Here is a 24,439-nt window from a genome sequence, read left to right as displayed (position 1 = left end):
CGGACGAAAAAGGCCGATTGTGGGCCGGCCGCGCGCCCTCCCCGGAACGCGGGGGAAAACCTCGCCCGACGCCTCCCGCCGATGACCGAAATCACGCTGCCCCACGCGCGGGGTGCCGGTGCCGGCCGGGGTCTTCTACGATCGGCTGGTGAACATTCGTAACGCCTCCCTCCCGATGCGCCAGCTGGCGATCGCCGCCGCGCTGGCGGGCACGCTGGCCGCCCAGGCCGCCGACATGAAGTCGGCCCGCTTCTACGAGGACGCGCTGTCGCGCTACGAGAAGCAGGACTACCCGGGCGCCGTCGTGCAGCTCAAGAACGCGCTCAAGCTCGACAAGACGCAGCTGTCGGTGCACGTGCTGCTGGGCAAGGCGCTGCTGGCCAGCGGCGACTCGGTCGGCGCGCAGGTCGCGTTCGAGGAGGCGCTGCGGCTCGGCGTCAACCGCGCCGAGGTCGTGCTGCCGCTGTCGACGGCCCTGGTCAACCAGGGCAAGCCGCAGGTGGTGCTGACCGACACGCGCTTCGCGCCGGCCGGCCTGCCGACCGAGCTGCGCGCGGCGATGAGCGTCGTGCGCGCCAACGCCGCGGCCGACACCGGCGACCCGCGCGCGGCGCTGCAGATGCTCGACGAGGCACGGGCGCTGGCCCCGCGCGACGCCGCGCCCTGGCTGGCCGAAGTGACGGTGCGGCTGCGCATGGGCCAGCCCGCCGAGGCCCAGGCCGCGGCCGACAAGGCGCTGGCGCTGGCCCCCGGCCTGGCCCAGGTGCACTACCTGCGCGGCACCATCGCGCACGCCCGGGGCCAGGGCCAGGCAGCGCTGGACGCCTACGGCCGCGCGCTGGCGATCCAGCCCGCCCACCTCGAGACGCTGGTCTCGCGCGCCGGCCTGCTGCTGGACCTCAAGCGCGACGCCGAGGCGCAGCGCGACATCGCCCAGCTGCGCCAGGTGGCGCCGCTGGACCCGCGCGGCGGCTACCTGCAGGCCCTGCTGGCCGAAAAAGCCGGGCGCGGCGCCGAGGTGCGGGCCGCGCTGCGCGACGTCACCGGCCTGCTCGACCCGGTGCCGATGGAGTACCTGCGCTACCGCCCGCAGCTGCTGATGCTGGGCGGCCTCGCGCACTACGGCCTCAACGAACGCGAGAAGGCCCTGCCCTATCTCGAGGCGGTGCAGCGCTCGCAGCCCGGCAGCGGCGCGGCCAAGCTCGTGGCGCAGATCCAGATCTCGCAGAACAACCTGGACAAGGCCATCGAGTCGCTCGAGGGCTATCTGCGCCGCAACCCGGCAGACACGCAGGCGACGCTGCTGCTGGCGTCGGCCCAGATCGCCCAGGGCCGGCACACCCGCGCCGCGGCCACCGCCGAACAGGCGCTGCGCACCCAGGACTCGGCGCCGATGCGCGGCCTGCTCGGCCTGAGCCTGGCCGTCGGCGGCCGCGTGCCCGACGCCCTGGACGCGCTGGAGGCCTCGTTCAAGGCCGATCCCAAGCAGCTCGCGACCGGCACCGCGCTGGCGCAGATCCGGCTGCAGGCCGGCGACACCCGGCGGGCGACCCAGGTGCTGCAGACGCTGTTGCAGCACCACCCGAAGCAGGCCGGGCTGCTGAACCTGCTCGGCAGCGCCAAGGCTCGCGGCGGCGACGCCGCCGGCGCCCGCCAGGCCTTCGAGCAGGCGCTGGCCGTCGACCCGGCCTTCGTGTCGCCGCAGGTGCAGCTCGCGCGCCTGGACGCCGACGCCGGCAAGTTCGACGCCGCGCAGCAGCGCCTGCAGCAGGCGCTGGCCAAGGACGACAAGGCGCTGGAGCCGACGCTGGCGATGGCCCAGCTGGCCGAGCGCCGCGGCCGCCTCGACGACGCGCGCCGCTGGTACGAGAAGGCCGACGACATCGCCGGGCCCAACGTCATCGACCCGGCGCTGGAGCTCGTCGAGTTCCTGCTGCGCCAGGGTCAGCCCGAGGCCGCACGCGAGGCCGGCAAGCGCCTGTCCAACCGCGCCCCCGAGGCGGTGCCGGTGCTGATCGCGCTGGCCCGCATCTCGCTGGCCAACGACGACGAAGCCGGCGCACGCACCGGGTTGAACCGCGCCTCGACGCTGGCCGACCACGACGTCGGCGCACTCGCCCGCATCGCGGTGCTGCAGTTGCAGGCCAACCATCCGCAGGGCGCGCAGCACACGCTGACCAAGGCGCTGGCCGAACGGCCGAACTCGCTGCCGCTGCAGGCGTTGATGGTCGACGCCGAGATCCGCCTCGGCGAGCTGGCCGCCGCCGAGAAGCGCGCCCGCACGATCGCCACGCAGAACCCGAAGCTGGCCGTCGGCCCGTCGCTGCTGGGCGACGTGGCGACCGCCCGCGGCCAGCGCGCCGCCGCGATCGACGCCTATCGCACGGCCCACCGCCTGCAGCCCGGCACCGACACGCTGCTGCGGCTGCTGCGCGCGACGGCGCCGCAGGACCCGCAGGGAGCGCAGAAGCTCGCCGAGCAGTGGCTCGCGTCACACCCGCGCGACGCCGTCGTGCGCCGCGTGCTGGCCGACGGCTACGCCCGGCTGGGCCAGTGGCCCGCCGCGCGCGACGCCTACCAGGCGCTGCTGAAGCTGACGCCCGAGGACGCCGAGGCCTGGAACAACCTCGCCCATGTGCAGCTGCGCCAGAAGGACGGCGCCGCGCTGGCGTCGGCCGAGCGGGCGCTGGCCCTGAAGCCCGGCGTGCCGCACATCGTCGGCACGGCCGGCTGGGCGGCGTTCCATGCCGGCCAGACCGACAAGGCGCTGCAGCGCCTGCGCGAAGCGCGGCTGCGCGACCCGGGCAACCCGACGACACGCTTCTACCTCGCCACGGTGCTCGCCCGCTCGGGGCGCAGCGCGGAGGCCCGCGAGGAGCTCCAGGCCGCGCTGCGCAGCCAGAACTTCGCCGAGGCGCAGGACGCCCAGGCGCTGCTGCAGACCCTCAAGTGAGGGGCGCACGGGGTGTCGCAAGTTCTTACATTCCCCCGGCGATTCTGCGAGGATCGCACGCAAGTTCTTGATGTGCCGGGAAATTCCGGCCTGGCGCGGGCCTTGCATGTCCTGCCTGGCGCGGCACGGGGAGCGCTGCGGCTGAACTCGAGAGGCATTCGATGAAAACGAACATGAAGCACGTGACGGCGTCGGCCCTGATGGTGATGGGCCTCGGTTTCGCCGGTGCCGCCTCGGCGCAGAACACCTGGAGCCTGCTCGACTCCTGCACGCCGAACAGCGGCACCACGCAGCTGGCCACCTGCACCTCGGGTGGCAAGTCGGTGGCCGTCACCGCCTACGCGGCCGGCAGCGGCGCCAACTTCGCCAAGGCCTCGATGACCGAGTGGTACACCAACGGCATCGGCGTCTCGTACAAGGACGAACCGACCGGCAGCCCGCAGCACGCCATCGACAACAACGGCAAGACCGAGCTGGTCATGCTGAACTTCACGACGGCGACGATGCTCAGCGCGCTGTCGATCGGCTGGTTCGAGAACGATGCCGACATCTCGGTGCTGCGCTGGACCGGCCAGGGTGCGCCCGACCTGACCACGAACTCGACCGGCAACCTGACCAGCAGCGGCTGGACCCTGGTGGCCAGCCGCGACGTCGACCCGAGCTATTCGTGGAACTTCAGCGGCGGCGGCTACTCGAGCTGGTGGCTGATCAGCAGCTACTTCGGCGCCAGCGGCTACGCCGCCGACGGCTCGGGCTACCTGGACAAGGGCAACGACTACTTCAAGCTGCTGTCCTTCACCGGCACCACGCAATCCGGCGGCGGCAGCGGTGGCAGCGTCCCCGAGCCCGGCACGCTGGCGCTGGCGGGCCTCGCGCTGGCCGGCATCGTCGGCGCCAAGCGCCGCCGCGCCCGCACCGTCTGACACACAGAAGCTTCGGCAGCTTCGTCCGTCGGGCCGGCCTCTGCCGGCCCTTTTTTCATGCTCCGGGATCGGCGGCGGCCAGCCCGGGCTGACCCTCGTCCTCGTCGGCCGGCTCGGCATTGGCCCGCGCCAGCGCCATCCAGACCGAAAACGGCACGCGCGCCGCACGGCGCGGTGCGGCGCGTGCCACCTCCAGCCGGCCGTCGGCACAGGCCAGCATGACGCCGTAAGGCTCGGGCACCTCGTCGGGCGTGGCGATGCCTTCGTTGAAGACGTACCAGCACTGGCTGGCCAGCGCGCGGTAGGCCGCGCCCTTGTCGGGCCGGCGCAGGTCGGCCAGCAGGTCGGCGCGGCGCACCTTGATCTCATGCACCACCGGCTCGGCGTAGTCCTCGACCGTCGTGTGGCGGATCGAGAAGACGTCGGGCAGCGCCGTCGCCCAGCGTGTGCTGCCGTCGTCGCCGGCCAGCGGCGCGCGCAGCGCCAGGCCGCGCCAGACGATGCGCCCGGCGCGCTGCATCTCGCGCGCCACCCGCGCGACCAGCGCCTCGTGGGCGTCGAAGGCGGCGCGGTTGCGTGTCAGCGTCGCCGCCAGCAGCGTGATGCCGGCATCGGTGACGACGAGCGTCTCGCGCCCGGCCTCGTCCCAGCGGCGCTGCAGCAGCCCGGCGGCCAGCAGGTCGATCTCGACCGCGTCGCGGCAGGGCCAGCCGGCCGAGCGCCAGATCTCGCGCAGACGGCGCCGGTGCACGGCGCCGAGCGCCGGGCTCACTCGGCGCTCACTCGACGACCTGAACGCCCTTCCAGAACGCGATGCGGCCCTGGATGTTGGCCGCGGCTTCCTTCGGCGCCGGGTAGTACCAGGCGGCGTCGGGGTTGGCGTCGCCGTCGACGAACAGCGTGTGATAACGCGCCTCGCCCTTCCACGAGCACATCGTGCGCGTGTTGCTCGGCAGCAGGTACTGCGGCTTCACCGCCTCGGCGGGGAAGTAGTGGTTGCCTTCGACGATGACCGTGTCGTCGCTCTCGGCGACGACGGTGCCCTTCCAGATCGCTTTCATCCCGATGTCCTCTCGCTGACGCCGCCGGCCGGCTCCAGCCAGTGCAGCGAGAAACGCCTCGCCGCGTCGGTCCAGACCGGGCCCGGCTCGAAGCCGGCGCGCCGCGCGAGGGCCCGGAAGCCGTCGACGCTGTACTTGCACGAGTTCTCGGTGTGCAGGCTGTCGCCCTCGTCGAACTCGAAGACCTCGCCGGCGACGCACACCGCCTGGCGGCGGCGGCTGACCAGATGCATCTCGATGCGGCGCAAAGGCGGATGGTAGAACGCCGCGTGCGCCCAGGCCGAAAGATCGAAGTCCGCACCCAGTTCACGGTTGGCACGCGCCAGCAGGTTGAGGTTGAAGGCCGCCGTCACACCCTTGGCGTCGTTGTAGGCGGCGTGCAGCAGCGCCGGCTCCTTGATCAGGTCGACGCCGATCAAGAGGGAGCCGCCGTCCAGCCAGTGGCGGAAACGCGCCAGCAGCGCGCAGGCCTCGGCGGGCTCGAAGTTGCCGATCGAACTGCCGGGGAAGAAGCCGATGCGCCGCCCGGCCGGCGTCGGTAGGTCCAGCGCGGCGGTGAAGTCGGCCGCCAGCGGCTCGACGGCCAAGCCGGGAAAGTCGGCGCGCAGCGCCGCCGCCGCCTCGGCCAGGTGCTCGCCCGAAATGTCGACCGGCACGAAGCGCCGCGGCGCCGCGAGCGCCTGCAGCAGCAGCCGCACCTTGACGCTGGCGCCGGCACCGAACTCGACGATCTCGGCACCCGGGCCGATGCGCGCCGCGAACTCGTCGGCGTGGCGGTCCAGCAGCGCCAGCTCGGTGCGTGTCGGGTAGTACTCGGGCAGTTCGCAGATGCGCTCGAACAGGCGTGAACCCTCGGCGTCGTAGAACCACTTGGGCGCGATGCAGCGGGCGCGCAGCCCGGCGACGAAGTCCTCTGCGAAGCTCATGCGTCGCGCGCCAGCCGCAGGCCGCTGAACTGCCAGCGCGCCCCGGGCGGGAAGAAGTTGCGGTAGCTGGCGCGTGCGTGGCCGGGCGGCGTCGCGAACGAGCTGCCGCGCAGCACGATCTGGCCGACCATGAACTTGCCGTTGTACTCGCCGACCGCACCGGCCCAGGGCCGGTAGCGCGGGTAGGGCTCGTAGGACGAACGGGTCCACTGCCACAGCGCGCCGAAACACTGCGACGGCGGCGCGGGCGAGTTCGCCGCGTGCTCCCACTCGGCCTCGGTCGGCAGGCGCGCGCCGGCCCATTCGGCATAGGCCGCGGCTTCGTAGAACGACAGATGGCGCACCGGCGCCTGCGGTGCACGCGGTTGCGGGCCGTGCGGCGTGAACTCGCTGCCGTCGTCGCGCCAGTACAGCGGGCCGGTCCAGCCCTGGGCCTGAACCGCGGCCCAGCCGTCGGACAGCCACAGCGCCGCACGGCGGTAACCGCCGTCGTCGACGAAGGCCTGGTACTCGGCGTTCGTCACCAGCTGGCGCGCGATCTCGTAGGGCTGCAGCCGCACGGCGTGGCGCGGCGTCTCGTTGTCGAAGGCGAAGCCGGCACCGACGTGGCCGATCTCGGCCTCGCCACCTTCGAAGCCCAGCCAGCCCGCGACACCCGCCGGCCACGGCGGCGGCTCGCCGGGGAAGGCCGCCGGCGCCAGCGGGTTCAGCGCCAGCGCGGCGAGGATGTCGGTCTGCATCAGCTCCTGGTGCTGCTGCTCATGCTGCAGGCCCATTCGACCAGCGGGAAGGCCGCGGCGCGCGTGTCGGCGTCGGCTTCGGCGATGAAGGCGTTCACGCCGGCGTCGACGACCCGGCGCCAGGCCAGCACCTCGTCCAGCGACGGCCGCGACAGCATCCCGCGCTGCGGCCGCGGGTGGCGCGGCCCCAGGCTCTCGTAATAGGAGTTGAACAGCCGCGCCCAGCGTTCGTCGTAGGGCCTGAAACCCGGTGCGTGCGGCGCCAGCACCACCGCTTCGAAGAACCAGCTGGTGTGCGCCAGGTGCCATTTCGTCGGGCTGGCGTCGGGCATCGCCTGCAGCTGCTGGTCTTCGGCGGACAGAGGCGCCGCCAGGGCTTCGCTGTGGGCGCGCACCGCGCGGAAACGGGCGGCAAGCTCGGAAACGGCGTCGGGCATTCGGCGCTCTCCTGCGACCGGTGGGGTCCGGCGCATTCTGGTCGTGGGGGGCTCGGGTGCTCACCCGGGCAAGCCCCGTTCCGTGTGAGGGCCGGTAACCCCGGCCGAACGCTGCATACAGAGCGACTGAACCCCGGAAGGCCGCCGCCTTCCTACAGTGCAGACCATGGACAGCACCCTCGCCCCCACCCTGCTCGACCCGCGCCCGATCGAACGCCTGGTTCCCGGCCAGCCGACGCAGGACGGCGCCGGCGTGAAGCTCGTGCGCCTGCTGACGCACGACCTGCAGCGCCGGCTCGACCCCTTCCTGATGCTCGACCGCTTCGCGACCGACCGCGCCGAGGACTACATCGCCGGCTTCCCCGACCACCCGCACCGCGGCTTCGAGACCGTCACGGTGATGGTCGAGGGCCGCATGCGCCACCGCGACAGCGCCGGCCACGAAGGCCGTGTCGGCCCCGGCGGCGTGCAGTGGATGACCGCCGGCCGCGGCCTGGTGCACAGCGAGATGCCCGAGCAGCAGGACGGCCGCATGGACGGCTTCCAGCTGTGGCTCAACCTGCCGGCGCGCGAGAAGATGCGCGACCCGTGGTACCGCGACATCGAGGCCGATCAGGTGCCCGAGTGGCACGCGACCGGCGTGCGCGCGCGTGTCGTCGCCGGCCGCACGCACGGCGTCGCCGGCGCCGTCGAACGCGAGACGACCGAACCGCTGATCGTCGACCTGGAACTCGCGCCCGGCGCGCGTTTCGAGCAGCCGCTGCCGGCGGCGCACAACGCCTTCGTCGTCGTCGTGCATGGCGCCGTCGAGCTCGGCGGCCGGTCGCTGGAGCCCGGGCCGATGGCGATCATGGCCAACCGCGGCGACGGTGTCGCCGTCACCGGCGGCACGGCCGGCGCGCGGCTGCTGCTCGTCGCCGGCCGGCCGCTGGGCGAGCCGATCGCGCAGTACGGGCCGTTCGTGATGAACAGCAACCGCGAGATATTCGAAGCCGTCGAAGACTTCCGCGCCGGCCGCCTCGCCTGATCGGCCGGAGCGCGGCGCCGCGAACGCTCAGCGCCTGAGCGGGATCGGCGTCGCGCGGTCGACCGGCACGGCGGTCACCGCGTTCTGCGGCGAGCCTTCGATGACACGGTCGGAATAGGTCAGGTAGACCAGCGTGTTGCGCCCGGCGTCGACCATGCGCACGACGTGCAGCCGCTTGAAGACCAGCGAGATGCGTTCGCTGAACATGTCTTCCTGCTGCGGCAGCGGCTTGGGGAACGAGATCGGCCCGGTCTGGCGGCAGGCGATCGAGGCGTCCGACTTGTCCTCGGCCAGCCCGAGGCCGCCCTTGATGCCGCCGGTCTTGGCGCGCGAGACGTAGCAGGTCACGCCCTTGACCGCCGGGTCGTCGTAGGCGTCGACGACGATCTTGTGGTCGGGGCCGATCAGCTTGAAGACGGTGTCGACCTCGCCGATCGGCTCCGCCGACGCGGCGGCCGACAGCACGCCCAAACAGGCGGCAAACAGTGCAGTCTTCATCTCAGTGGTCCTCGACCAGATCGCCGATCGGCGCCGCCGGCGTGCCGCCGACGAGCACGGTGTACACCTTGCCGCCCTCGAGGATCAGGTCCGTGAGCGCCAGCACCGGCCCGTCGACCACCGGCGAGGTGACGGTCAGCGAGCCGCTGGCCGTGGCCGACACCTCGGCATAGGCCGAGCCGGCGCCGACCTCGACGCCGGAGGCCAGTTGCGACGAGCCCGACTTCAGCGACAGCGTCGACCCCAGCCCGGCCACCGCGTTGACGAGGCGGATGCGCGCCTTGCTGCTGCCGGTGGACAGCGTGTTGTCGTCGACGAGCCAGGCCGAGGCCGGCGATGCTGCGCTGCCGTAGATCAGCAGCGTGTAGTCCCGGCCGGCGGCCAGCGTCGCCGTGGGGACCGCGGCGCTGACGTCGGTGCTGCCGATGCGCGCCGTGACCGCCGGCACGCCGGCCGCGACCAGCGCGTAGCCGCTGACCACCGGCGAGCCGGCGGACACCAGCTCGCGGCCCTCGACGGTCGCGGTCACGGTGGCGCTGCCGGCGGCGGCACCGGCGACACGCACACGCGCCTGGGTGGCATCGATGCGTGTCAGCGTCGTCTTGTGCTCGCGCAGCAGCACGCCGTTGACCAGAGCACCACCGGCCGCGGCCGCGAGCGCCAGCGTGAACACCTTGCCGCCCGGGAACACGACGCTGGAGACGTCGAGCCGCACGTCGGTCTTGCTGCCGGCGGCCGTGACACGCACACGCCAGGTTCCGGCGTCGATCGTCACGAACTCCGCCAGCGTGCCAACCGCAGCCGAAGACTGCATCGCCACCGAGTCGGCCAGTTCGTCGTCCTCGGCGGTGACGTAGACGTCCAGCACGCCGGCATCGGTCGCGCCGTTGAAGACCCGAACCTTGGTCTTGTCGCTCTTGGGCTCGGACGTGTTCTCGTGCAGCAGCTGCCAGCCGAGTGCACCGACCGGGCCCCAGGCGAGCAGCGTGTAGTCGTCGTCCTCGGACAGCGACGGCGTGAAGCTGGAGACCAGCGCCGTCGCCGAGCCGGTGCGCGAGATCGTCGAGCGGCAGTCGTCCGGGTCGACGTCGCGGTAGCTCGTCTCGTCGCCCCAGGCGATGCCGGAAAACAGCCGCTCGTCGTCGACGGTCAGCGTCAGCGCGTCGTACGAGCTGGCGTTGATGAAGCGCACATGGGCCTTGCTCGTGTCGGTACCACCACCGCAGCCGGCGAACGCCACCGGCGAGGACAGCGCCAGCGTCAGCCAGCGCCGGCGGTTGATCTGCTGCATCGGGTTCTCCTGGGCGCCGGCGCCACGGCCGGCCAGGGCGACATCATCGCCCAGCTACGTTGCCGGCATGCGAAGGCCGGTGACGGCGTGGTGCCGGCGCTGCGGAGCTCAGGTGGCCGGCTTGTCCGACAGCGCCTTCAGGTTGTCCTGCAGCTCCTTGCCCATCGGGGCGTTCAGCACGATGCCCTTGGGCGGGATCGGCGACAGGAACCACTTGCGGTAGAGCTTCTCGAACTCGCCGCTCTTCATCAGCCCGGCCAGCACGCCGTCGACCAGTTGCTTGAACGCCGGGTCGTCCTTGCGGACCATGATCGCGTAGGGCTCGACCTGGATCGACTCGCCGACGACCGCCAGCTCGGCCGGGTTCGCCGAGCTCGCGCGCAGGCCGTAGAGCAGGATGTCGTCCATGCCGAAGGCCGCGGCGCGGCCGCTTTGCACCAGCAGCGCGGCCTCGGCGTGGTCCTTGGCGCCGATCAGCTCGACCGGCAGCTTGTTCTCGCTGATCAGGTTGCGCAGGATGCGGAAGTTGGTCGTGCCGGTGGTCGACACCAGCACCTTGCCGTTCAGGTCGGCCAGCGACTTGATGCCCGAGTCGCTGCGCACCAGGAAACGCGTGCCGGTGTAGAAGTAGTTGATCGCGAACGCGACCTGCTTGGCGCGGTCGCTGTTGTTGGTCGTCGAGCCGCACTCGATGTCGATCGTGCCGTTGACCAGCAGCGGAATGCGGTTGGCGCTGGTCACCGACTGCAGGTTGACCTTCAGGTCGGGACGGCCGGTGACCTTCTTCACCTCGTCGACGATGCGGCCGCAGATCTCGAAGCCGAAACCGACCGGCTGCGCCTTGTCGTCGAGGTAGGAGAACGGGATCGACGACTCGCGGTAGGCGACGCCGATGGCACCGCTGGCCTTGACCTTGTCCAGCGTGGACTGGGCGGAAGCGGCCGACGCGGCGAAGGCCAGGGCGAGAACGGCGAGCGGGCGCACGATCTGGGGCATGGACGAGGCTCCTTGACGATGTGGAGCCCAGGCTAAGCAAAGTGCCGGCCACTGTCGCTCCGCACGAACGCGGAGATCGCCGTCCACAAAGACGAACGCCCGGCCGGGGCCGGGCGTCGCCGAGGAAGCAGGCTCAGGCTCAGGCGCGGGGCGCGGCGGCAGCGCTCTGCGCGATGTAGGCCGAGGCGCCGTCGGCGGCGGCCAGCGAGTCGATGCCCGAGAGCATCACGACGGTGAAGAAGGCCGCGCTGGCCAGCGCGAACAGGCGGGGGGCAAGGCGGTTGTTCATCGTGGACTCCTTGGGGTGACGTGCTGCGATGGAGTCCACTGTAGGCAGCGGGGAGGCCGGTCGCGAGCGGCTTGCGACGACCGGTGGCGCAGGCCGACGAACTGCCGGCGGCGCCGACGAAGCGTCAGCCGCCGACGCCGCGCGGGTGCGCCGCGGCGGCCGACGGCTCGGCCAGATCGGCGTGGAAGAACTCGTCGAGGCCGGGATGCTCGGTGACGGCCAGGCCCTGCATCAGTTCGAGGCTGGACTCGTACCAGCCGCAGGCCGGGGCCGCGACACCGCGCGCGGCCGCCTCGGCGGCCGAGACGGACAGATCGGCCGACCGGCCGCGGCGGCGGGAAATGAAGACCGTGGACATCGTCGCCCCCTCAAGCGATTCGCAGGGCTTCATCCTGACGCGCACACGCGCCGCCCGCCATCACCCGGAAGTCCGGTTTCAGCGCTTTCGGCCGTTTCGCCCCCCGAACGGGTGGTGCATTGTTCACACGCCGGTCACCCCGGCCCGCCGGGGCTCAGGCCAGCGGCCGCACCCCGAACAGCCAGGCGTGTGCCCAGAAGGCGAACACCGCCCAGCCGGCGACACCGACGGCCACCGTCACCAGAGTCATCGACAGCCGGCCCGGCGCGTAGACCGTGCCGGCACGGCTGTCGCGCTGGCGCGCGGCGCGGTAGTCCAGCGCCGCCCAGACCAGGAAGCTGCCGAACAGCACGAGGTCGGCCAGCGTGTGGTTGGCGATCAGGTGGGCGAAGGCCCAGACCTTCACGCCCAGGACCATCGGGTGGTGCAGCTTCGCCTTGATCTGGTTGCCCGGCACGTAGGCGGCGAAGTTCAGGATGAAGGCGACGAGCACCAGCAGCGAGGCCAGGTGGCGCGTCCAGAGCATCGGCGTCCACAGCGCGACCGGGTCCAGCCGGGCCTCGCCGTAGCCGCGCACGATCAGCACCAGGCCGACCAGCGACAGCACCGAGTACAGGCCCTTGAAGCCGTTCTCGCCGAGCCGCGCACGCAAACGCGTGCGCCAGTCTTCGCCGTAAATGCGCACCGAGTGCGCGGCCAGAAACAGCACGAGGCCCAGGATCAGTTGCGTCATGGGTGACAGCACAGAGTCGACAGCGGCGGCATTGTCGCCGCCCGGCCGCTATCCTGCCTCGCATGGACAAGCGTCACCACTGGGAAGACTTCCCCGCCGGCACCGTGCGCAGCTTCGGCGCCACCACCGTCACCCGCGAGGCGATCGTCGAGTTCGCGCGCCAGTTCGACCCGCAGCCATTCCACCTCGACGAGGAGGCGGCCAAACACTCGCTGTTCAAGGGGCTGTGCGCCAGCGGCTGGCACACCGCGGCGATGACGATGCGCATGATTTGCGACGAGTACCTGCTCGACGCCGCCAGCCTGGGCTCGCCGGGGCTGGAGAACATCCGCTGGCAGAAGCCGGTCTACCCCGGCGACACGCTGAAGGTGCGCATGGAAGTCACCGAGGCGCGGCCGATGGCCAGCCGGCCGACGGTCGGCCTGGTGCGCTCGACCTGGACAGTGTTCAACCAGCACGACGAAGCCGTGATGTCCATGGAAGGTTGGGCGATGTTCAAGAGGCGCACGCCCGCGGTCGGCGAAAATCCGGCCTGAACCCTTCCCGTCTGGCCCTCACCCGTTCCGGAGAAAAGCCCTCATGTCCCGCACTACCCGTGTCCTGCGTTCGCTGCTCGCCGTCGGCGCCGCCACCGTGGCTTTCGCCGCGGGCGCGCAGAACACCGAGCCCAAGGTCCTGAACATCTACAACTGGGCCGAGTACATCGCCGAAGACACGCTGAAGAACTTCGAGAAGGAAACCGGCATCAAGGTCCGGTACGACATCTTCGACAGCAACGAGATCCTGCACGCCAAGCTGGTGGCCGGGAAGACCGGCTACGACATCGTCGTGCCGGGCGCGCACTTCGCGAAGGCGCAGATCGAAGGCGGCCTGTTCCAGAAGCTCGACAAGTCGCTGCTGCCGAACTGGAAGAACCTCGACCCGGCGGTGCTGGAGCAGATGGCCAAGGTCGACCCGGGCAACCAGTACCTCGTCGACTGGCTCTGGGGCTACGTGACCGTCGGCATCAACGTCAAGAAGGTCAAGGCCGCGCTGGGCTCGACGCCGATGCCGGCCAACGCCTGGGACCTGCTGTTCAAGCCGGAGTACGCCAGCAAGCTCAAGAGCTGCGGCGTCAGCGTGCTCGACTCGGCCTCCGAAGTGCTGCCGGTGGCGATGATCTACGCCGGCAAGGAGCCCTACAGCAAGAACGCCAAGGACTACGACGCCGCGCGCGAGGTGCTGGCCAAGGCCCGGCCCTACGTGACGCGCTTCTCGTCGTCGGGCTACATCGACGAGATGGCCAACGGCTCGCTGTGCCTGGTGATGGGCTATGCCGGTGACATGAACATCTCGCGCCAGCGCGCGATCGACAGCAAGACCGGCGTCGAGATCCAGGTGCTGATCCCGCCGAGCGGCGCGACGATGTTCTTCGACTCGATGGCCATCCCGAAGGACGCCGAGCACCCGAAGAACGCCCACCTGTTCATCAACTACATCCTGCGCCCCGAGGTGCATGCGGCGCTGACGAACAAGGTCTTCTACGCCAACCCGAACGCGGCGTCGAAGAAGTTCGTCAAGAAGGAAGTGGCGTCCAACCCGACGGTCTTCCTGTCGCCCGAGGACATGAAGAAGCTGACTTCGCCGGACGCGGTGCCGCAGGACATCCGCCGCGTGCAGACCCGCATCTTCACGAGCTTCAAGGCGGGGTCGAAGTAAACACCCCGGTCGACACGCTCGGCTTCTGGTTCGGCCCGCCGCCGCACGCGGCGCGGGCCGACTGGTTCCGCAAGAGCGACGCCTTCGACCGCCTCGTCGCCGAACGTTTCGGCGCCGAGGTCGAGGCGGCGCTCGCCGGCACGCTGCCACCCGCCTGGGCGGCCGTGCCGCTGGCCGAGATCCTGCTGCTCGACCAGTTCACGCGCAACATCTTCCGCGGCCAGCCGCGGGCCTTCGCCGGTGACGCCCGCGCGCTGGCGCTGGCCCAGGCGCTGGTCGCCAGCGGTGCCGACCGGGCGCTGACGACGATCGAGCGCTGGTTCGCCTACCTGCCGTTCGAACACGCCGAGAGCCTGCCGCTGCAGGACGAGTCGGTGCGCCTGTTCACCGCGCTGGCGGCCGAGGACGAACGCCTGGCCGACGCGCTCGACTACGCGCAGCGCCACCGGGACGTGATCCGCCGTTTCGGCCGCTTCCCGCACCGCAACGCGGTGCTCGGCCGGCCCAGCACGGCCGACGAACGGGATTACCTGGCGCAGCCCGGCGCGGGCTTCTGAGCCGGCCGGCCCGGGCGGTCGCGGACCGCCGGCCTCACGACCCGGGCGGGGCGGGGTTCAGTGGTCTTCGAGGCGCGTGTGCACGCCTTCGGCGGGCTCGCCGGTGTCCGGGTCCAGCCAGTCGGCGATGCCGAGTTCCTGCTCGGCATCGAACAGCGTCTCGCCGGGCTCGATCTCGCCGTCGCAGGCCGCTTCCATCGCCTGCAAGGCCTCGTCTTCGCTGTCGTAGGGGCCGAACTCCTGGCGTCCGGTGGCAGCCAGCCAGTACCAGCCGTCAGGACGCTGGACGATCTCGCCTTCGCCGGGCGGCGTGGCGTCCAGCGGCAAGTCCTCGTCGAGGTTCGGGGCCACGAACCGGGTGGGGGTCTGGACTTGCGCCTTCATCGTCGTACTCCTCTTTGACGAGCCCATTCTGAACCTCGCAGCCCGGGGTGCAAGGTGTCCGAGCGGCGCGTGGCTTCAAGGCTCGCCGGGCCTGGAAAAGACTGATAAGGTCAGCGGCTGACTCCAGGCCCCGCGGCAGACTCGCCGCCATCCGGGCCTCCCGGCGCCGTTCGCGCGCCCCCTCTGCCCCGGCCGTCACGGCCCACGCGGCACTTCTTCCACAGGTTTTCCACTTCGGCGCCAGCCTGGGCACGGTTTGGCACTCGGCTGTGGACAACTCTGGGGATGGTTCTTGCGCAAGCGCCGGGTTGTCCACAGGCCGAGGCCTGTCCGGCAGGTTGTCCAGAAACGCGAACGCCACCGTACCGGGGTCGGCCCACAGCCTTGACGACCCTGCAAGCTCTTGATTCCGCAGCGCTTTTGGTGCTTGTCCCCAGCGAACGGGGCCTCTACTACGACTACCAATCAGAGAAATGACATCAATACTGGATAACAGCCGAGGCGCGCCGACACTGCAGACCTGCCGCGGCGCAGGCCCGCATCGCGGGACAACCGCAGGGGGATTCAGAGATCTCGGGCCGTGCCGAGCAGCGTCCCGGCGCTCGGGACGCGGCCGGCAGCGAGGTCCGCAGCCCAGCCGGCCGCAACCGTCCTGAGCTGTTCGACCTTGGCCGCCGATGGCGTGCCGCAGACGGTGCGGCCCAGCCAGTCGCTGTCCTCGCCTTCGGCATCGACATGCGTCGAGCCCGGCCCCATGTCGAAGGCGATGACGCTGTCATGGCCGGCTCGCGCGGCTTCATCGTGCAGCTCTCGCAGCACCGGCGTCGCACGCTGCTCGGCGTTGCAGCCGTCGGGAGCCGCCGCGATCGACAGCACCGGCCGCTGGCCAGCGTGCGACACCGCGCGCAGCTGGTCCGCGAAGCCGGGCACGGGCACAGGGTCCAGCAGCAGCGCGCCGGCCAGGCGAGCGGGGGCCGAGGCATCGAGCCGCCAGCCCAGCCGCGCTGCGAACGCCGCGCCGGCCGAATGCCCGCCGACGACGATGCGCTGCGGCAGTGGCCGACCGTCCGGCAGCACGAGGCCGCTCAACAGCGCCGCGGCCATCGTGTCGGCCAGCGCCGGATTGCCGTAGGCCATGTCGGCGTTGACACACAAGGTGGCCAGGCCCTGGCGCGCGATGCGGCGCATGGTCTCGCGCAGGTTGGCGCAGCTGCGCGAGAAGCCGTGCTGCAGCACCAGCAGCGCCTGCGGCTCGCCGGCCGGCAGCACCCATTCGGCGGCGTAGGTCCTGCCGCCGAGCTCCAGCGCCGGCGACCAGGTGATGCCGCCGGTGCTGGGCCCCGGCACGCTGGCACAGCCGGTCAGTCCGACGACCAGGCTGCGCAACACGAGACGCCTGACGCGCTGCATCGCGGCGCCCTGTGGAGGTGGCGCGCACACCGGCGCCGCCTCGCGGGCCGGACAAGCCGGATTCCCGTGCAGGAGTGCGGTCGGATCGATGTCGTGTTTCACGTGCTGCCGTGGCGATCGGGGCAATACCAGATTGTCCTGATCGGCTTTTTCCCTTGTCGCTCGAGAGCTTGTGGCGCCGATGGCGTGAACTGAGACACGTCAAGCAAATCCGGCTGGAGCGGCGTGGCCGATTTGCAGGCGACCCGGTGCTGGCGCAAGGCGGCCGGCCGCGGTGGGCGGCGAAAATCCTCCCGGGGATGGATCACCCGGAAGTCGCGGCGTCGGTGGTGCCTGCCCTGTTCCGCCATCCCGGGAGGACAGAGTGGGAGCGGAAACCATCGTCTGGATCAATCCGGACGAATCTCGTGCCGTGGCCGATGCGCCGGCGGCGCTGCGCGCCATGGGTTATGGCGTCATCGAATCGACATTGGCGGCGGCGCCGCGCCTGGCGGCCGACCTGCGTGTGCTGCCGACATCGGCTTGCTGGGACGAGGCCGCGCTGCGTGCCGCCTGCGCCGGCGACCGCCGCCCGACGCTGGTGCTGGCCCACGACGCCGCTGCCGAGGCGGTCGCGCTGGAGGTCTGCGACCTGCGCGACGAGATCGTGCGTGCGCCGCAGTCGGCGCACCACCTGGCGGCCCGCCTCGACCGGCTGATGCGGCGCGACCGCGATTCGGCCTGGCAGCATCGCGACACGCTGACCGGGCTGCTGAACCGCCGCGCCTTCGGCCAGCGCCTGCGCAAGGCGCTCGAGGAGATGCTGCCCGGCGAAGTGCGTGGCCTGCTGCGGCTGGACCTGGACCACTTCAAGCGCCTGAACGACGAATGCGGCCACGCCGTCGGTGACCAGCTGCTGCGCAGCGCCGCCGAGAGCCTGGCCGCCGGCTCATCGCCGGAAGACGCGATCGGCCGCGTCGGCGGCGACGAGTTCGTGCTGCTGCTCACCCGCTACGACCTGCAGACCCTGCTCAACGATGCGCGCGCGCTGCTGCGCCGGCTGTCGGCGCCGATCGAGGTGCCGTCCACCGGCCACAGCCTCGTGCTGACGGCCAGCGCCGGCCTGACGGTGCTGAGGCCGCACCTGAGCGAAGTCGAGGTGATGCGCCAGGCCGACGCCGCGATGTACGAGGCCAAGGGCGCCGGCCGCGACCGTCTGATGTGCTTCGAGAACTCGGTCAGCGGCGGCAACGCGCCCGACATCGACGCCGACCTCGAACGTTTCACCGAGGTCACCAAGGTGTTCAGCGACCGGCTCGCGCGCATCGTCGGCGACATGGGCCGGCGCCTCGTCGAGGGCGCACGCCGCCAGGCGCTGCAGGACGCGCTGACCGGCACCCACAACCGCCGCTACTTCGACGAACGCCTGGCGCGCGAGGTCACCCAGGCGCAGCGCAGCGGCCGGCCGCTGGCGCTGGCGCTGCTCGACATCGACAACTTCCACGGCATCAACGCCGGTTACGGCTGGCCGTCGGGCGACATCGTGCTGCGCGAGTTCGCGGCGCTGGCCGGCGGTAACGTGCGCCTGGTCGACTGGCTGGCGCGTTACGGCGGCGAGGAGTTCTGCATCGTGCTGCCCGACACGCCGGTCGAGGCGGCTCTGGCGGTGATGGAGCGCATCCGCGTGGCCGTCGCCGCGGCCACCTTCGTCGCCACCGACGGGCGGTCGATCGGGGTGACGGTCAGCATCGGCCTGGCGATGCTCTCGGCCGAGGATGGGGCGCCGGTGGCGCTGATCGACCGGGCCGGACGGGCCTGCCTGAGCGCCAAGGCCGCGGGCAAGAACCGTGTCGTGCTCGCTGACGGCGGGGTCTGAGCCCGTGGGCCCGGCCTTCGATTCGGCACGCGCTTGCAGACCGCACTCGCGCCCGCCCGCGCCACCGGCGACAATCCACGATCCTTTCCGCGCTGTGTTCCATGCCTGACGACGATCAAATCCTGCCCGATACCGGCGCGGAGTCCGTTTCCCCCGCCACCGTGGCCCCGGAGCCCGAGCTGTCGGCCGAGGCCGCGGTACCCGAGGCGCCGGCCGAACCCGGCGCGGCCGCGCCCGCCGAACGCGCGGTGGCCGAGCTGTCGCCGGCCGAGTGCGCCGCGCGCCTGGCCGAGCTCTTCCCGGCGCTGTTCGCCCCGCCGCCCAAGCCGCTGAAGCTGCGCATCCAGGCCGACATCCAGGCGCGTGCGCCGGGTGTCTTCACGCGCCGCACGCTGTCGGTCTTCCTGCACCGCTACACGACGTCCAACGCCTATCTGTCGGCGCTGGTGAAGTCCGAGCAGCGCTACGACCTCGACGGCCAGCCGGCCGGCGAGCTGAGCGCCGAGCACCGCGAGCTGGCCGCCGCCGAGATCACGCGCCGCCGTGGCGTGCACGAGCAGCGCCGCGCCGCCGAACGTGCTGCGGCCCGTGCCGCCGACGCCGAGGCGCGCCGCCAGCAGCAGGCCGACCACGACGCGCGCCGCGACCGCGCCGGGCTGCTGCGCGCCTTCGAGACGACGACGCTGACGCCGGCCAACTTCTGCGCGCTGAAGGGCATCGCCGAGAGCGAGCTGGAAGCGGTGCTCGAGCAGGCCCGTCGCGAACGTGCCGAACGCCCGCCGATGCCGCCGCGCGAGGCGCGTCCCGGCGGCCCGCGGCCCGACCGTGGCCCGCGCCGTGACGGCGAGCGTGGCCCCGGCCCGCGCCGTGACGGCGCACGCCCGCAAGGCCCGCGTGGCGAACGCGGCCCGCGGCCCGAAGGCCAGGGCCGCCCGCCCAAGCGCTGAAGCCGGTTCAGGCCGCGGCGAGCCGCGAACGCACGCGTTCGCCGGCGGCGCGCGGCAGTTCGCCCGACAAGGCGACCGTCGGCCCGGCGGCCAGCATGCGGGCGAAGGCCGCGCGCACCGTCTCGGCCGGCACGGCGTCGATCCGGCTGCACCAGGTGCGCGTGTCGCACACCGTGCCGGTGGCGTAGAGGTCCAGCACCGCGTCCTCGAGGCGCCGATACGGGCGCTCGTGGGCGCGCAGCCGGCGCACCGCGAGCTGGGCCTTGGCGCGCTCCAGGTCCTCGTCGCCGACGTGGGCGGCCTGGGCCTTCAGCAGCGCCAGCGTCTCGGCGAGCAGCTCGTCGATCTGCTCCGGCGAGGTCGAGGCCTCGACGACGAACTGGCCGGCGACGTCGAGCACGTCGGCCGAGCAGGCGGTGTAGTAGGCCAGGCCGCGCTGCTCGCGGATGCGGTCCATCAGCGGCGAGCTCATGCCTTCGCCGAAGACGGCTGCGGCCAGCACACCGGCCGGGTCCTGCACCGCCAGCCCGGGCAGCGGGAAACCGAGCACCAGGTGCGCCTGGCTGCTGCCCGACAGGCGTTTGGTCGCCACCCCGCCGGCGTAGACCGGCGCGGCGACGAGGTTCTCGTGGCCGGCGTCCATCGTGCCGAAGGCGGCCTCGACGGCGGCCTCGAACGCCGGCACGTCGATGTCGCCGGCGGCGCCGACGACGACGTTGGCGCCGGTGTACTGGCGGCGCAGGTAGTCGACCAGCGCGTCGCGGCCGAACCGTTCGATGTTGCGCCGCGGGCCGATCACCGACTGGGCCAGCGCGTGGGTGCCCCAGCAGGCTTTGTCGAAGAGCTTGAACGCGGTCGACAGCGGGTCGTCCTCGTCCTCGGTGCACTCGTGCAGCAGCACCTGGCGCTCGCGCTCCAGCTCCTCGGCCGGGAAGGTGGGGTGGCGCACCAGGTCGGCCAGCATCTCGACGAGCTGCGGCACGTCGGCCGGCCGGCCGTGCATGGTGTAGCCGGTGTGGTCCTTGTCGGTGTGGGCGTTGACTTCGGCGCCCAGGCGCTCGGCGTCGAGGTTGATGCGGCGTGCGTCGCGCATCAGCGTGCCCTTGAACACCATGTGCTCGACGAAGTGGCTGATGCCGTTGTCCAGCTTCGATTCATGCGCGCTGCCGCTGCGCACGAAGACGCCGATGCTGGCGGTGTGCACGTGCGGCATGCGGATCGTCACGATGCGCACGCCGTTGGGCAGGCGCGTGATGCGGGTGTCGTCGGGGGCGGTGGCGGGAGACAAGGCGCTGATGCGGAACTTCGGGAACGGCCTGCGAGCATAGGCCACGCCCGGCCGGGCTGCCGGCACGTCCGATAAGCTGGCGTGATGCCTGCCCTGCCCGACCCTCGCCTGGACCCCCTCGCCTTCCTGCGTGCGCTTTACGACGCCGCGGTGCGCCGCGCGCTGCCCGAGCAGGTGCTCGCCGCACACCTGCCGCCGCCGCCACGCGGGCGCACCGTCGTCGTCGGCGCCGGCAAGGCGGGCGGGGCGATGGCCGCCGCGCTCGACGCCGCCTGGCCGGCCGACGCGCCGCTGTCGGGGCTGGTCGTCACGCGCTACCAGCACGTGCCGCTGGCCTACCGCGCGCGCGGCGGGCGCATCGAGGTGGTCGAGGCCTCGCACCCGGTGCCCGACGCCGCCGGCCGCGCCGCGGCGGCCCGCATCGCCGCGCTGGTGCAGGGCCTGGGGCCCGACGACCTGGTGCTGGCGCTGATCTCCGGCGGCGGCTCGGCGCTGCTGTCGCTGCCGGCGCCGGGGCTGACGCTGGAGGACAAGCAGGCCGTCAACCGCGCGCTGCTGTTGAGCGGCGCGTCGATCGGCGAGATGAATTGCCTGCGCAAGCACCTCTCGGCGATCAAGGGCGGGCGGCTGGCGGCGCTGGCCGCACCGGCGCGTGTGTGTTCGCTGCTGATCAGCGACGTGCCGGGCGACGACCCGGGTGTCATCGCCAGCGGCCCGACGGTGCCCGATGCAACGACGTGTGCCGACGCGCTGGCGATCTGCCGCCGCTACGGCATCGAGCTGCCGCTGGCGGCACGTGCCGGCCTGGAGAGCGGCGCCTTCGAGACACCCAAGCCCGGTGACCCGCGTTTCGCCGGCCACGCCGTCGAGCTGATCGCGACGCCGCAGCAGAGCCTGGAAGCCGCTGCGGCGCTGGCACGCGAGGCCGGCGTCGAGGCCCACGTGCTCAGCGACGAGATCGAAGGCGAGAGCCGTGAGGTCGGCAAGGTGCACGCGGCGCTGGCCCGCGCCGTCGCGCGCCGAGGCCAGCCCTTCGCCAGGCCGTGTGTGCTGCTGTCCGGCGGCGAGACCACCGTCACCGTGCGCAGCAAGGGCGGCCGCGGCGGCCGCGCCGGCGAGTTCCTGCTCGGCTGCGCGCTGGCGCTGCAGGGCGAGCCCGGCGTGCACGTGCTGGCTGCCGACACCGACGGCATCGATGGCGTCGAGCGCAACGCCGGCGCCATCGTCACGCCCGACACGCTGGCCCGCGCCGCGGCCGCGGGCCTCAAGCCCGCCGAGCTGCTGGACCGCCACGACAGCTACCCGCTGTTCGAGGCCCTGGGCGACCTCGTCGTCACCGGGCCGACCTACACCAACGTCAACGACTTCCGGGCGCTGCTGATCGTCTGAGCCGCACCTCGTCTGCTCGCGGGAGCACCCGCCCTTGACGGACCCGGCCCCCGAGGCAGCATCGGGGCCGTGCAGGCCGCATTCGAGACGGCCGAGGGAGGCTCATGAGCGAGAAGAAGGACGCCGGCGAGGGCCGGGTCGCGGTGCTCGTCGACTGCGACAACACCACCCCCGAGGTGCTGGAACACGCCCTGCGCGTCGTCGCCCAGTTCGGCCGTGTCGTGCTGCGGCGTGGCTACGGCAACCACACGACGCTGGCCAACCGTTGGCAGGACGCGCTGGTGAGGCTGGCGTTCACGCCCTGCCTGCAGTACCAGTACGCCGCCGGCAAGAACACCTCGGACATCGCGCTTGCACTCGACGCCATCGAGGCGCTGTTCGACCGTCGCGCCGACACCTTCTGCCTTGTCACCAGCGATTCCGACTTCGCCTACCTCTGCCGCAAGCTCCGGGAGCGAGGGGCTACGGTCCACATCGTTGGCGAATCCAAGACACCCGCCGCGCTGCGCAACGCCAGTGACCAGTTCTTCGAATGGGCCAGGCCGACTGCCGAGGCTCCGGAGATGCCACCCGCGGGCCTGGCCAAGGCCAAGGTCGAGGCGCCAGGGACAGAGCCTTCCAAACCGCTGCCCAAGCGCCGCCCGCGCTTCGTCATCGAGGCCGTCAGCCTGTTGGCCGGTGACACCTCGGAAGGCAAGGTGCATCTTGGGCCCCTGGGCCAGTATCTGAAGCGAACCGACCCGGCGTTCACACCCAAGCTCTACGGCCATTCCGGTCTGCTCGACATGCTGCGCACCTATGACCGCCTGACCGTTCAGCAGGAAACGGGCGGCTACTGGACCGTCCGCCTGAAGGAGGCCGAGGCGTCGGAGGCAACCCCGGCCGATGCCCATTGAAGCCGGGCCTCAGAAACCTCCCGCCCGCAGCGCCGCCGCACGTTCGCCGATGCGCGCCCGCTCGGCCGCGTCGAGGCGCGTCAGGTGCTTCAGCGGCATCACCATGCGCGGGTTGGTGGCCAGCCTGGCCTCGTGGCGCAGCAGGAAGTCCCAGTACAGCGTCGTGAACGGGCAGGCGCTGTCGCCGGTGCGCTCGCCGGGGCGGAAGCGGCAGCCGGCGCACAGCCGGCCGGCGCTCATCCGCTCGATGTAGCGGCCGCTGGCGACATAGGGCTTGCTGGCCATCAGGCCGCCGTCGGCGTTCTGGCTCATGCCCAGCGTGTTCGGCAGCTCCACCCACTCGACCGCGTCGACGTAGACCGCCAGGTACCAGGCGTGCAGCTCTTTCGGCTCGACGCCGAGCAGCAGCGCGTACAGCCCGGTGACCATCAGGCGCTGGATGTGGTGCGCGTAACCGTGCTCCAGCGTCTGGCCGATGGCGTCGGCCAGGCAGGCCATCGGCGTGTCGCCGCTCCAGTAGAAGGCCGGCAGCGGCTCGTGCGCGTCCCAGGCGTTCAGCTCGGCGTAGCCCGGCATGCGCGTCCAGTAGACGCCGCGCACGTACTCGCGCCAGCCGAGGATCTGGCGGATGAAACCTTCGGCGCTCTCCAGCGGCACCCGGCCGGCGCGGTAGGCAGCTTCGGCCGCGGCCACGACCTCGTGCGGGTTCAGCAGCTTGAGGTTCAGCGCCGCCGAGAGCTGCGAGTGCCAGAGCCAGGGCTCGCCCGGCCACAGCGCGTCCTGCCAGCGGCCGAAGCCGGCCAGGCGCTCGGCGACGAAACGCTGCAGCGCGTGCAGCGCCTGGGCCCGCGTCACCGGCCAGGCGAACGCGTCCAGCCGCCCGGGGTGGCCGGCGAAGCGGTGCCGCACCAGGTCCAGCACCTCGCGTGTGATCGCATCGGGCTCGAAACGTGGCGGCTCGGCGTGCGGCGGCGGGCCGTCGCGGCCGAAGGCCTCGCGGTTGTCGGCGTCGTAGTTCCAGCGCCCGCCGCAGGGTTCGCCGCCGTCCATCAGCACGCCGTGGCGGCGGCGTTGCTCGCGGTAGAAATACTCCAGCCGCAGCGTGCGCCGGGCGCCCGCGTGGGCGGCGAACTCGCGCACGGTGCAGAAGAAGTGGCGGTCGGGTCGCAGCTCCAACGCCAGGCCGCGCGCTGCGGCGACAGCCTGCAGCGCGCGCAGCACGCGGTGGTCGCCGGGCGCGGTCATCACCAGCGCCTGGGGCTGCAGGCGCTCGATCGCGGCGTCCAGCTCGTCGGCCAGACGGCCGCGGTTGCCGGTGTCGTCCAGCCGTGTGTAGTGCACGCGCCGGCCGTCGGCTTGCAGCGCGGCGGCGAAGTGGCGCATCGCCGCGAGGAACAGCGCCGTGCGCGGCTGGCTCGACGGCACGTGGGTCGACTCCTCGTCGACCTCGGCCATCCAGACCGCGTCGTGCGCGGCGTCGAAACCGTCGAAGGCCGCGGCCTCGGCGTCGAGCTGGTCGCCGAGCACCAGCACCAGATGCCTCATGCGCCGCGCTCCGCGGTCTTGCGTTTGCGGCAGGCCTCGGAGCAATAGCGCACCTCGTCCCAGTTCTTCGCCCAGGCGCGGCGCCAGACCATCGGCCGGCCGCAGACCGCGCAGGGTTTGCTCGGCAGGAAGCTCTTGTTGCCCTTGAAGGTTCGGCCGGAGTTCATCGCGGGACGGCGTGTCGCGTTCGGCCGCGAGTGTGCCGCGGGTGACCACCTGTCGCCTGCGATCTGGGGAG

General features: G+C 71.9%; 23 protein-coding genes and 2 pseudogenes. 10 read left to right on the top strand and 15 right to left on the bottom strand.

Annotated elements, in window-relative coordinates:
• Positions 1–148: 148 nt before the first annotated feature.
• Complete coding sequence (gene prsT / locus LOC65_RS08280) at positions 149–2,953, top strand: XrtA/PEP-CTERM system TPR-repeat protein PrsT (protein ID WP_230247177.1); 2,805 nt, start codon at positions 149–151, stop codon at positions 2,951–2,953.
• A 173-nt stretch (positions 2,954–3,126) separates the two neighbouring features.
• Positions 3,127–3,876: an exosortase-dependent surface protein XDP1 gene (gene xdp1 / locus LOC65_RS08275; RefSeq protein ID WP_230269623.1), complete on the top strand. Its 750-nt coding sequence runs from the start codon at positions 3,127–3,129 to the stop codon at positions 3,874–3,876.
• A 55-nt stretch (positions 3,877–3,931) separates the two neighbouring features.
• Here the strand turns inward: xdp1 and LOC65_RS08270 are convergent, their stop codons facing one another.
• The 4 genes and pseudogenes from LOC65_RS08270 to egtB form a co-directional block, all read right to left on the bottom strand.
• Positions 3,932–4,648, bottom strand: a complete 717-nt coding sequence (locus LOC65_RS08270; protein WP_230247175.1) for a hypothetical protein — start codon at positions 4,646–4,648, stop codon at positions 3,932–3,934.
• Between the two features lie 7 nt (positions 4,649–4,655).
• Complete coding sequence (locus tag LOC65_RS08265) at positions 4,656–4,937, bottom strand: DUF427 domain-containing protein (protein WP_009856013.1); 282 nt, start codon at positions 4,935–4,937, stop codon at positions 4,656–4,658.
• A complete protein-coding gene (gene egtD, locus LOC65_RS08260) occupies positions 4,934–5,863 on the bottom strand; it encodes an L-histidine N(alpha)-methyltransferase (protein WP_230247174.1) in 930 nt (309 codons plus the stop codon). The genes LOC65_RS08265 and egtD overlap by 4 nt, the downstream gene beginning before the upstream one ends.
• Positions 5,860–7,040: pseudogene (gene egtB / locus LOC65_RS08255) on the bottom strand (ergothioneine biosynthesis protein EgtB). The gene egtD and the pseudogene egtB overlap by 4 nt, the downstream one beginning before the upstream one ends.
• 166 nt (positions 7,041–7,206) lie before the next feature.
• Here egtB and LOC65_RS08250 point away from each other — a divergent pair.
• Positions 7,207–8,067 (top strand): pirin family protein, encoded by an 861-nt coding sequence (locus LOC65_RS08250; RefSeq protein ID WP_230247173.1) that lies wholly within the window; start codon positions 7,207–7,209, stop codon positions 8,065–8,067.
• Positions 8,068–8,094: 27 nt separating this feature from the next.
• Here the strand turns inward: LOC65_RS08250 and LOC65_RS08245 are convergent, their stop codons facing one another.
• The 6 genes from LOC65_RS08245 to LOC65_RS08220 form a co-directional block, all read right to left on the bottom strand.
• On the bottom strand, positions 8,095–8,565 hold the full coding sequence (locus LOC65_RS08245; RefSeq protein WP_230247172.1) for a CreA family protein: 471 nt from the start codon (positions 8,563–8,565) through the stop codon (positions 8,095–8,097).
• 1 nt (position 8,566) lies between these two features.
• On the bottom strand, positions 8,567–9,856 hold the full coding sequence (locus tag LOC65_RS08240) for a DUF4397 domain-containing protein (RefSeq protein ID WP_230247171.1): 1,290 nt from the start codon (positions 9,854–9,856) through the stop codon (positions 8,567–8,569).
• Positions 9,857–9,964: 108 nt separating this feature from the next.
• A complete protein-coding gene (locus LOC65_RS08235) occupies positions 9,965–10,852 on the bottom strand; it encodes an amino acid ABC transporter substrate-binding protein (RefSeq protein ID WP_230247170.1) in 888 nt (295 codons plus the stop codon).
• A gap of 139 nt (positions 10,853–10,991) precedes the next feature.
• Positions 10,992–11,141: a hypothetical protein gene (locus tag LOC65_RS08230; RefSeq protein WP_164962413.1), complete on the bottom strand. Its 150-nt coding sequence runs from the start codon at positions 11,139–11,141 to the stop codon at positions 10,992–10,994.
• Positions 11,142–11,265: 124 nt separating this feature from the next.
• Positions 11,266–11,499 (bottom strand): hypothetical protein, encoded by a 234-nt coding sequence (locus LOC65_RS08225; protein WP_009856005.1) that lies wholly within the window; start codon positions 11,497–11,499, stop codon positions 11,266–11,268.
• 154 nt (positions 11,500–11,653) lie between these two features.
• Positions 11,654–12,232, bottom strand: a complete 579-nt coding sequence (locus tag LOC65_RS08220) for an NnrU family protein (protein WP_230247169.1) — start codon at positions 12,230–12,232, stop codon at positions 11,654–11,656.
• A 62-nt stretch (positions 12,233–12,294) separates the two neighbouring features.
• Here LOC65_RS08220 and LOC65_RS08215 point away from each other — a divergent pair, with 62 nt between their 5' ends.
• The 3 genes and pseudogenes from LOC65_RS08215 to LOC65_RS08205 form a co-directional block, all read left to right on the top strand.
• Positions 12,295–12,768, top strand: coding sequence for a MaoC family dehydratase (locus LOC65_RS08215; protein ID WP_230247168.1), 474 nt, complete (start codon positions 12,295–12,297; stop codon positions 12,766–12,768).
• A 43-nt stretch (positions 12,769–12,811) separates the two neighbouring features.
• Positions 12,812–13,930, top strand: coding sequence for a polyamine ABC transporter substrate-binding protein (locus LOC65_RS08210; RefSeq protein WP_029718407.1), 1,119 nt, complete (start codon positions 12,812–12,814; stop codon positions 13,928–13,930).
• A gap of 32 nt (positions 13,931–13,962) precedes the next feature.
• A pseudogene (locus LOC65_RS08205) lies at positions 13,963–14,487 on the top strand (DUF924 family protein); the annotation flags it as partial.
• 57 nt (positions 14,488–14,544) lie between these two features.
• Here the strand turns inward: LOC65_RS08205 and LOC65_RS08200 are convergent.
• Both LOC65_RS08200 and LOC65_RS08195 read right to left on the bottom strand, forming a co-directional pair.
• Positions 14,545–14,871, bottom strand: a complete 327-nt coding sequence (locus LOC65_RS08200; RefSeq protein ID WP_230247167.1) for a hypothetical protein — start codon at positions 14,869–14,871, stop codon at positions 14,545–14,547.
• A 564-nt stretch (positions 14,872–15,435) separates the two neighbouring features.
• Positions 15,436–16,281 carry a S9 family peptidase gene (locus LOC65_RS08195; RefSeq protein WP_230247166.1) on the bottom strand — a complete coding sequence of 282 codons (846 nt, stop codon included), beginning with the start codon at positions 16,279–16,281 and terminating at the stop codon, positions 15,436–15,438.
• A gap of 364 nt (positions 16,282–16,645) precedes the next feature.
• On the opposite strand from LOC65_RS08195, the gene LOC65_RS08190 reads away from it, so the two are divergent.
• Both LOC65_RS08190 and LOC65_RS08185 read left to right on the top strand, forming a co-directional pair.
• Complete coding sequence (locus LOC65_RS08190; protein ID WP_138938776.1) at positions 16,646–18,136, top strand: diguanylate cyclase; 1,491 nt, start codon at positions 16,646–16,648, stop codon at positions 18,134–18,136.
• 161 nt (positions 18,137–18,297) lie between these two features.
• The gene (locus LOC65_RS08185) at positions 18,298–19,083 is read left to right on the top strand and encodes a ProQ/FinO family protein (RefSeq protein ID WP_009855997.1); all 786 of its coding nucleotides are present in this window, start codon (positions 18,298–18,300) and stop codon (positions 19,081–19,083) included.
• Between the two features lie 7 nt (positions 19,084–19,090).
• Here LOC65_RS08185 and LOC65_RS08180 read toward each other — a convergent pair whose 3' ends face one another.
• On the bottom strand, positions 19,091–20,371 hold the full coding sequence (locus tag LOC65_RS08180; RefSeq protein ID WP_230247165.1) for a pitrilysin family protein: 1,281 nt from the start codon (positions 20,369–20,371) through the stop codon (positions 19,091–19,093).
• An 84-nt stretch (positions 20,372–20,455) separates the two neighbouring features.
• Between LOC65_RS08180 and LOC65_RS08175 the strand changes: the two genes are divergently transcribed.
• Together LOC65_RS08175 and LOC65_RS08170 are read left to right on the top strand one after the other, a co-directional pair.
• Entirely contained in the window at positions 20,456–21,760 is a 1,305-nt protein-coding gene (locus LOC65_RS08175) for a glycerate kinase (protein ID WP_230247164.1), read from the top strand.
• A 104-nt stretch (positions 21,761–21,864) separates the two neighbouring features.
• Positions 21,865–22,656 carry an NYN domain-containing protein gene (locus tag LOC65_RS08170; protein WP_009855994.1) on the top strand — a complete coding sequence of 264 codons (792 nt, stop codon included), beginning with the start codon at positions 21,865–21,867 and terminating at the stop codon, positions 22,654–22,656.
• Between the two features lie 9 nt (positions 22,657–22,665).
• Here LOC65_RS08170 and LOC65_RS08165 read toward each other — a convergent pair whose 3' ends face one another.
• Together LOC65_RS08165 and LOC65_RS08160 are read right to left on the bottom strand one after the other, a co-directional pair.
• Positions 22,666–24,201, bottom strand: coding sequence for a cryptochrome/photolyase family protein (locus LOC65_RS08165; RefSeq protein WP_230247163.1), 1,536 nt, complete (start codon positions 24,199–24,201; stop codon positions 22,666–22,668).
• Positions 24,198–24,368, bottom strand: a complete 171-nt coding sequence (locus tag LOC65_RS08160) for a DUF2256 domain-containing protein (protein WP_164962409.1) — start codon at positions 24,366–24,368, stop codon at positions 24,198–24,200. Before LOC65_RS08160 ends, LOC65_RS08165 begins: the two co-directional genes overlap by 4 nt.
• Positions 24,369–24,439: the final 71 nt, after the last annotated feature.

Source organism: Rubrivivax sp. JA1055, from assembly GCF_020966565.1.
Taxonomy (GTDB): Bacteria; Pseudomonadota; Gammaproteobacteria; order Burkholderiales; family Burkholderiaceae_C; genus Rubrivivax; species Rubrivivax benzoatilyticus.
Note: the sequence above shows the minus strand (reverse complement) of the source record. Positions and strands in the feature narration are given on the sequence as shown.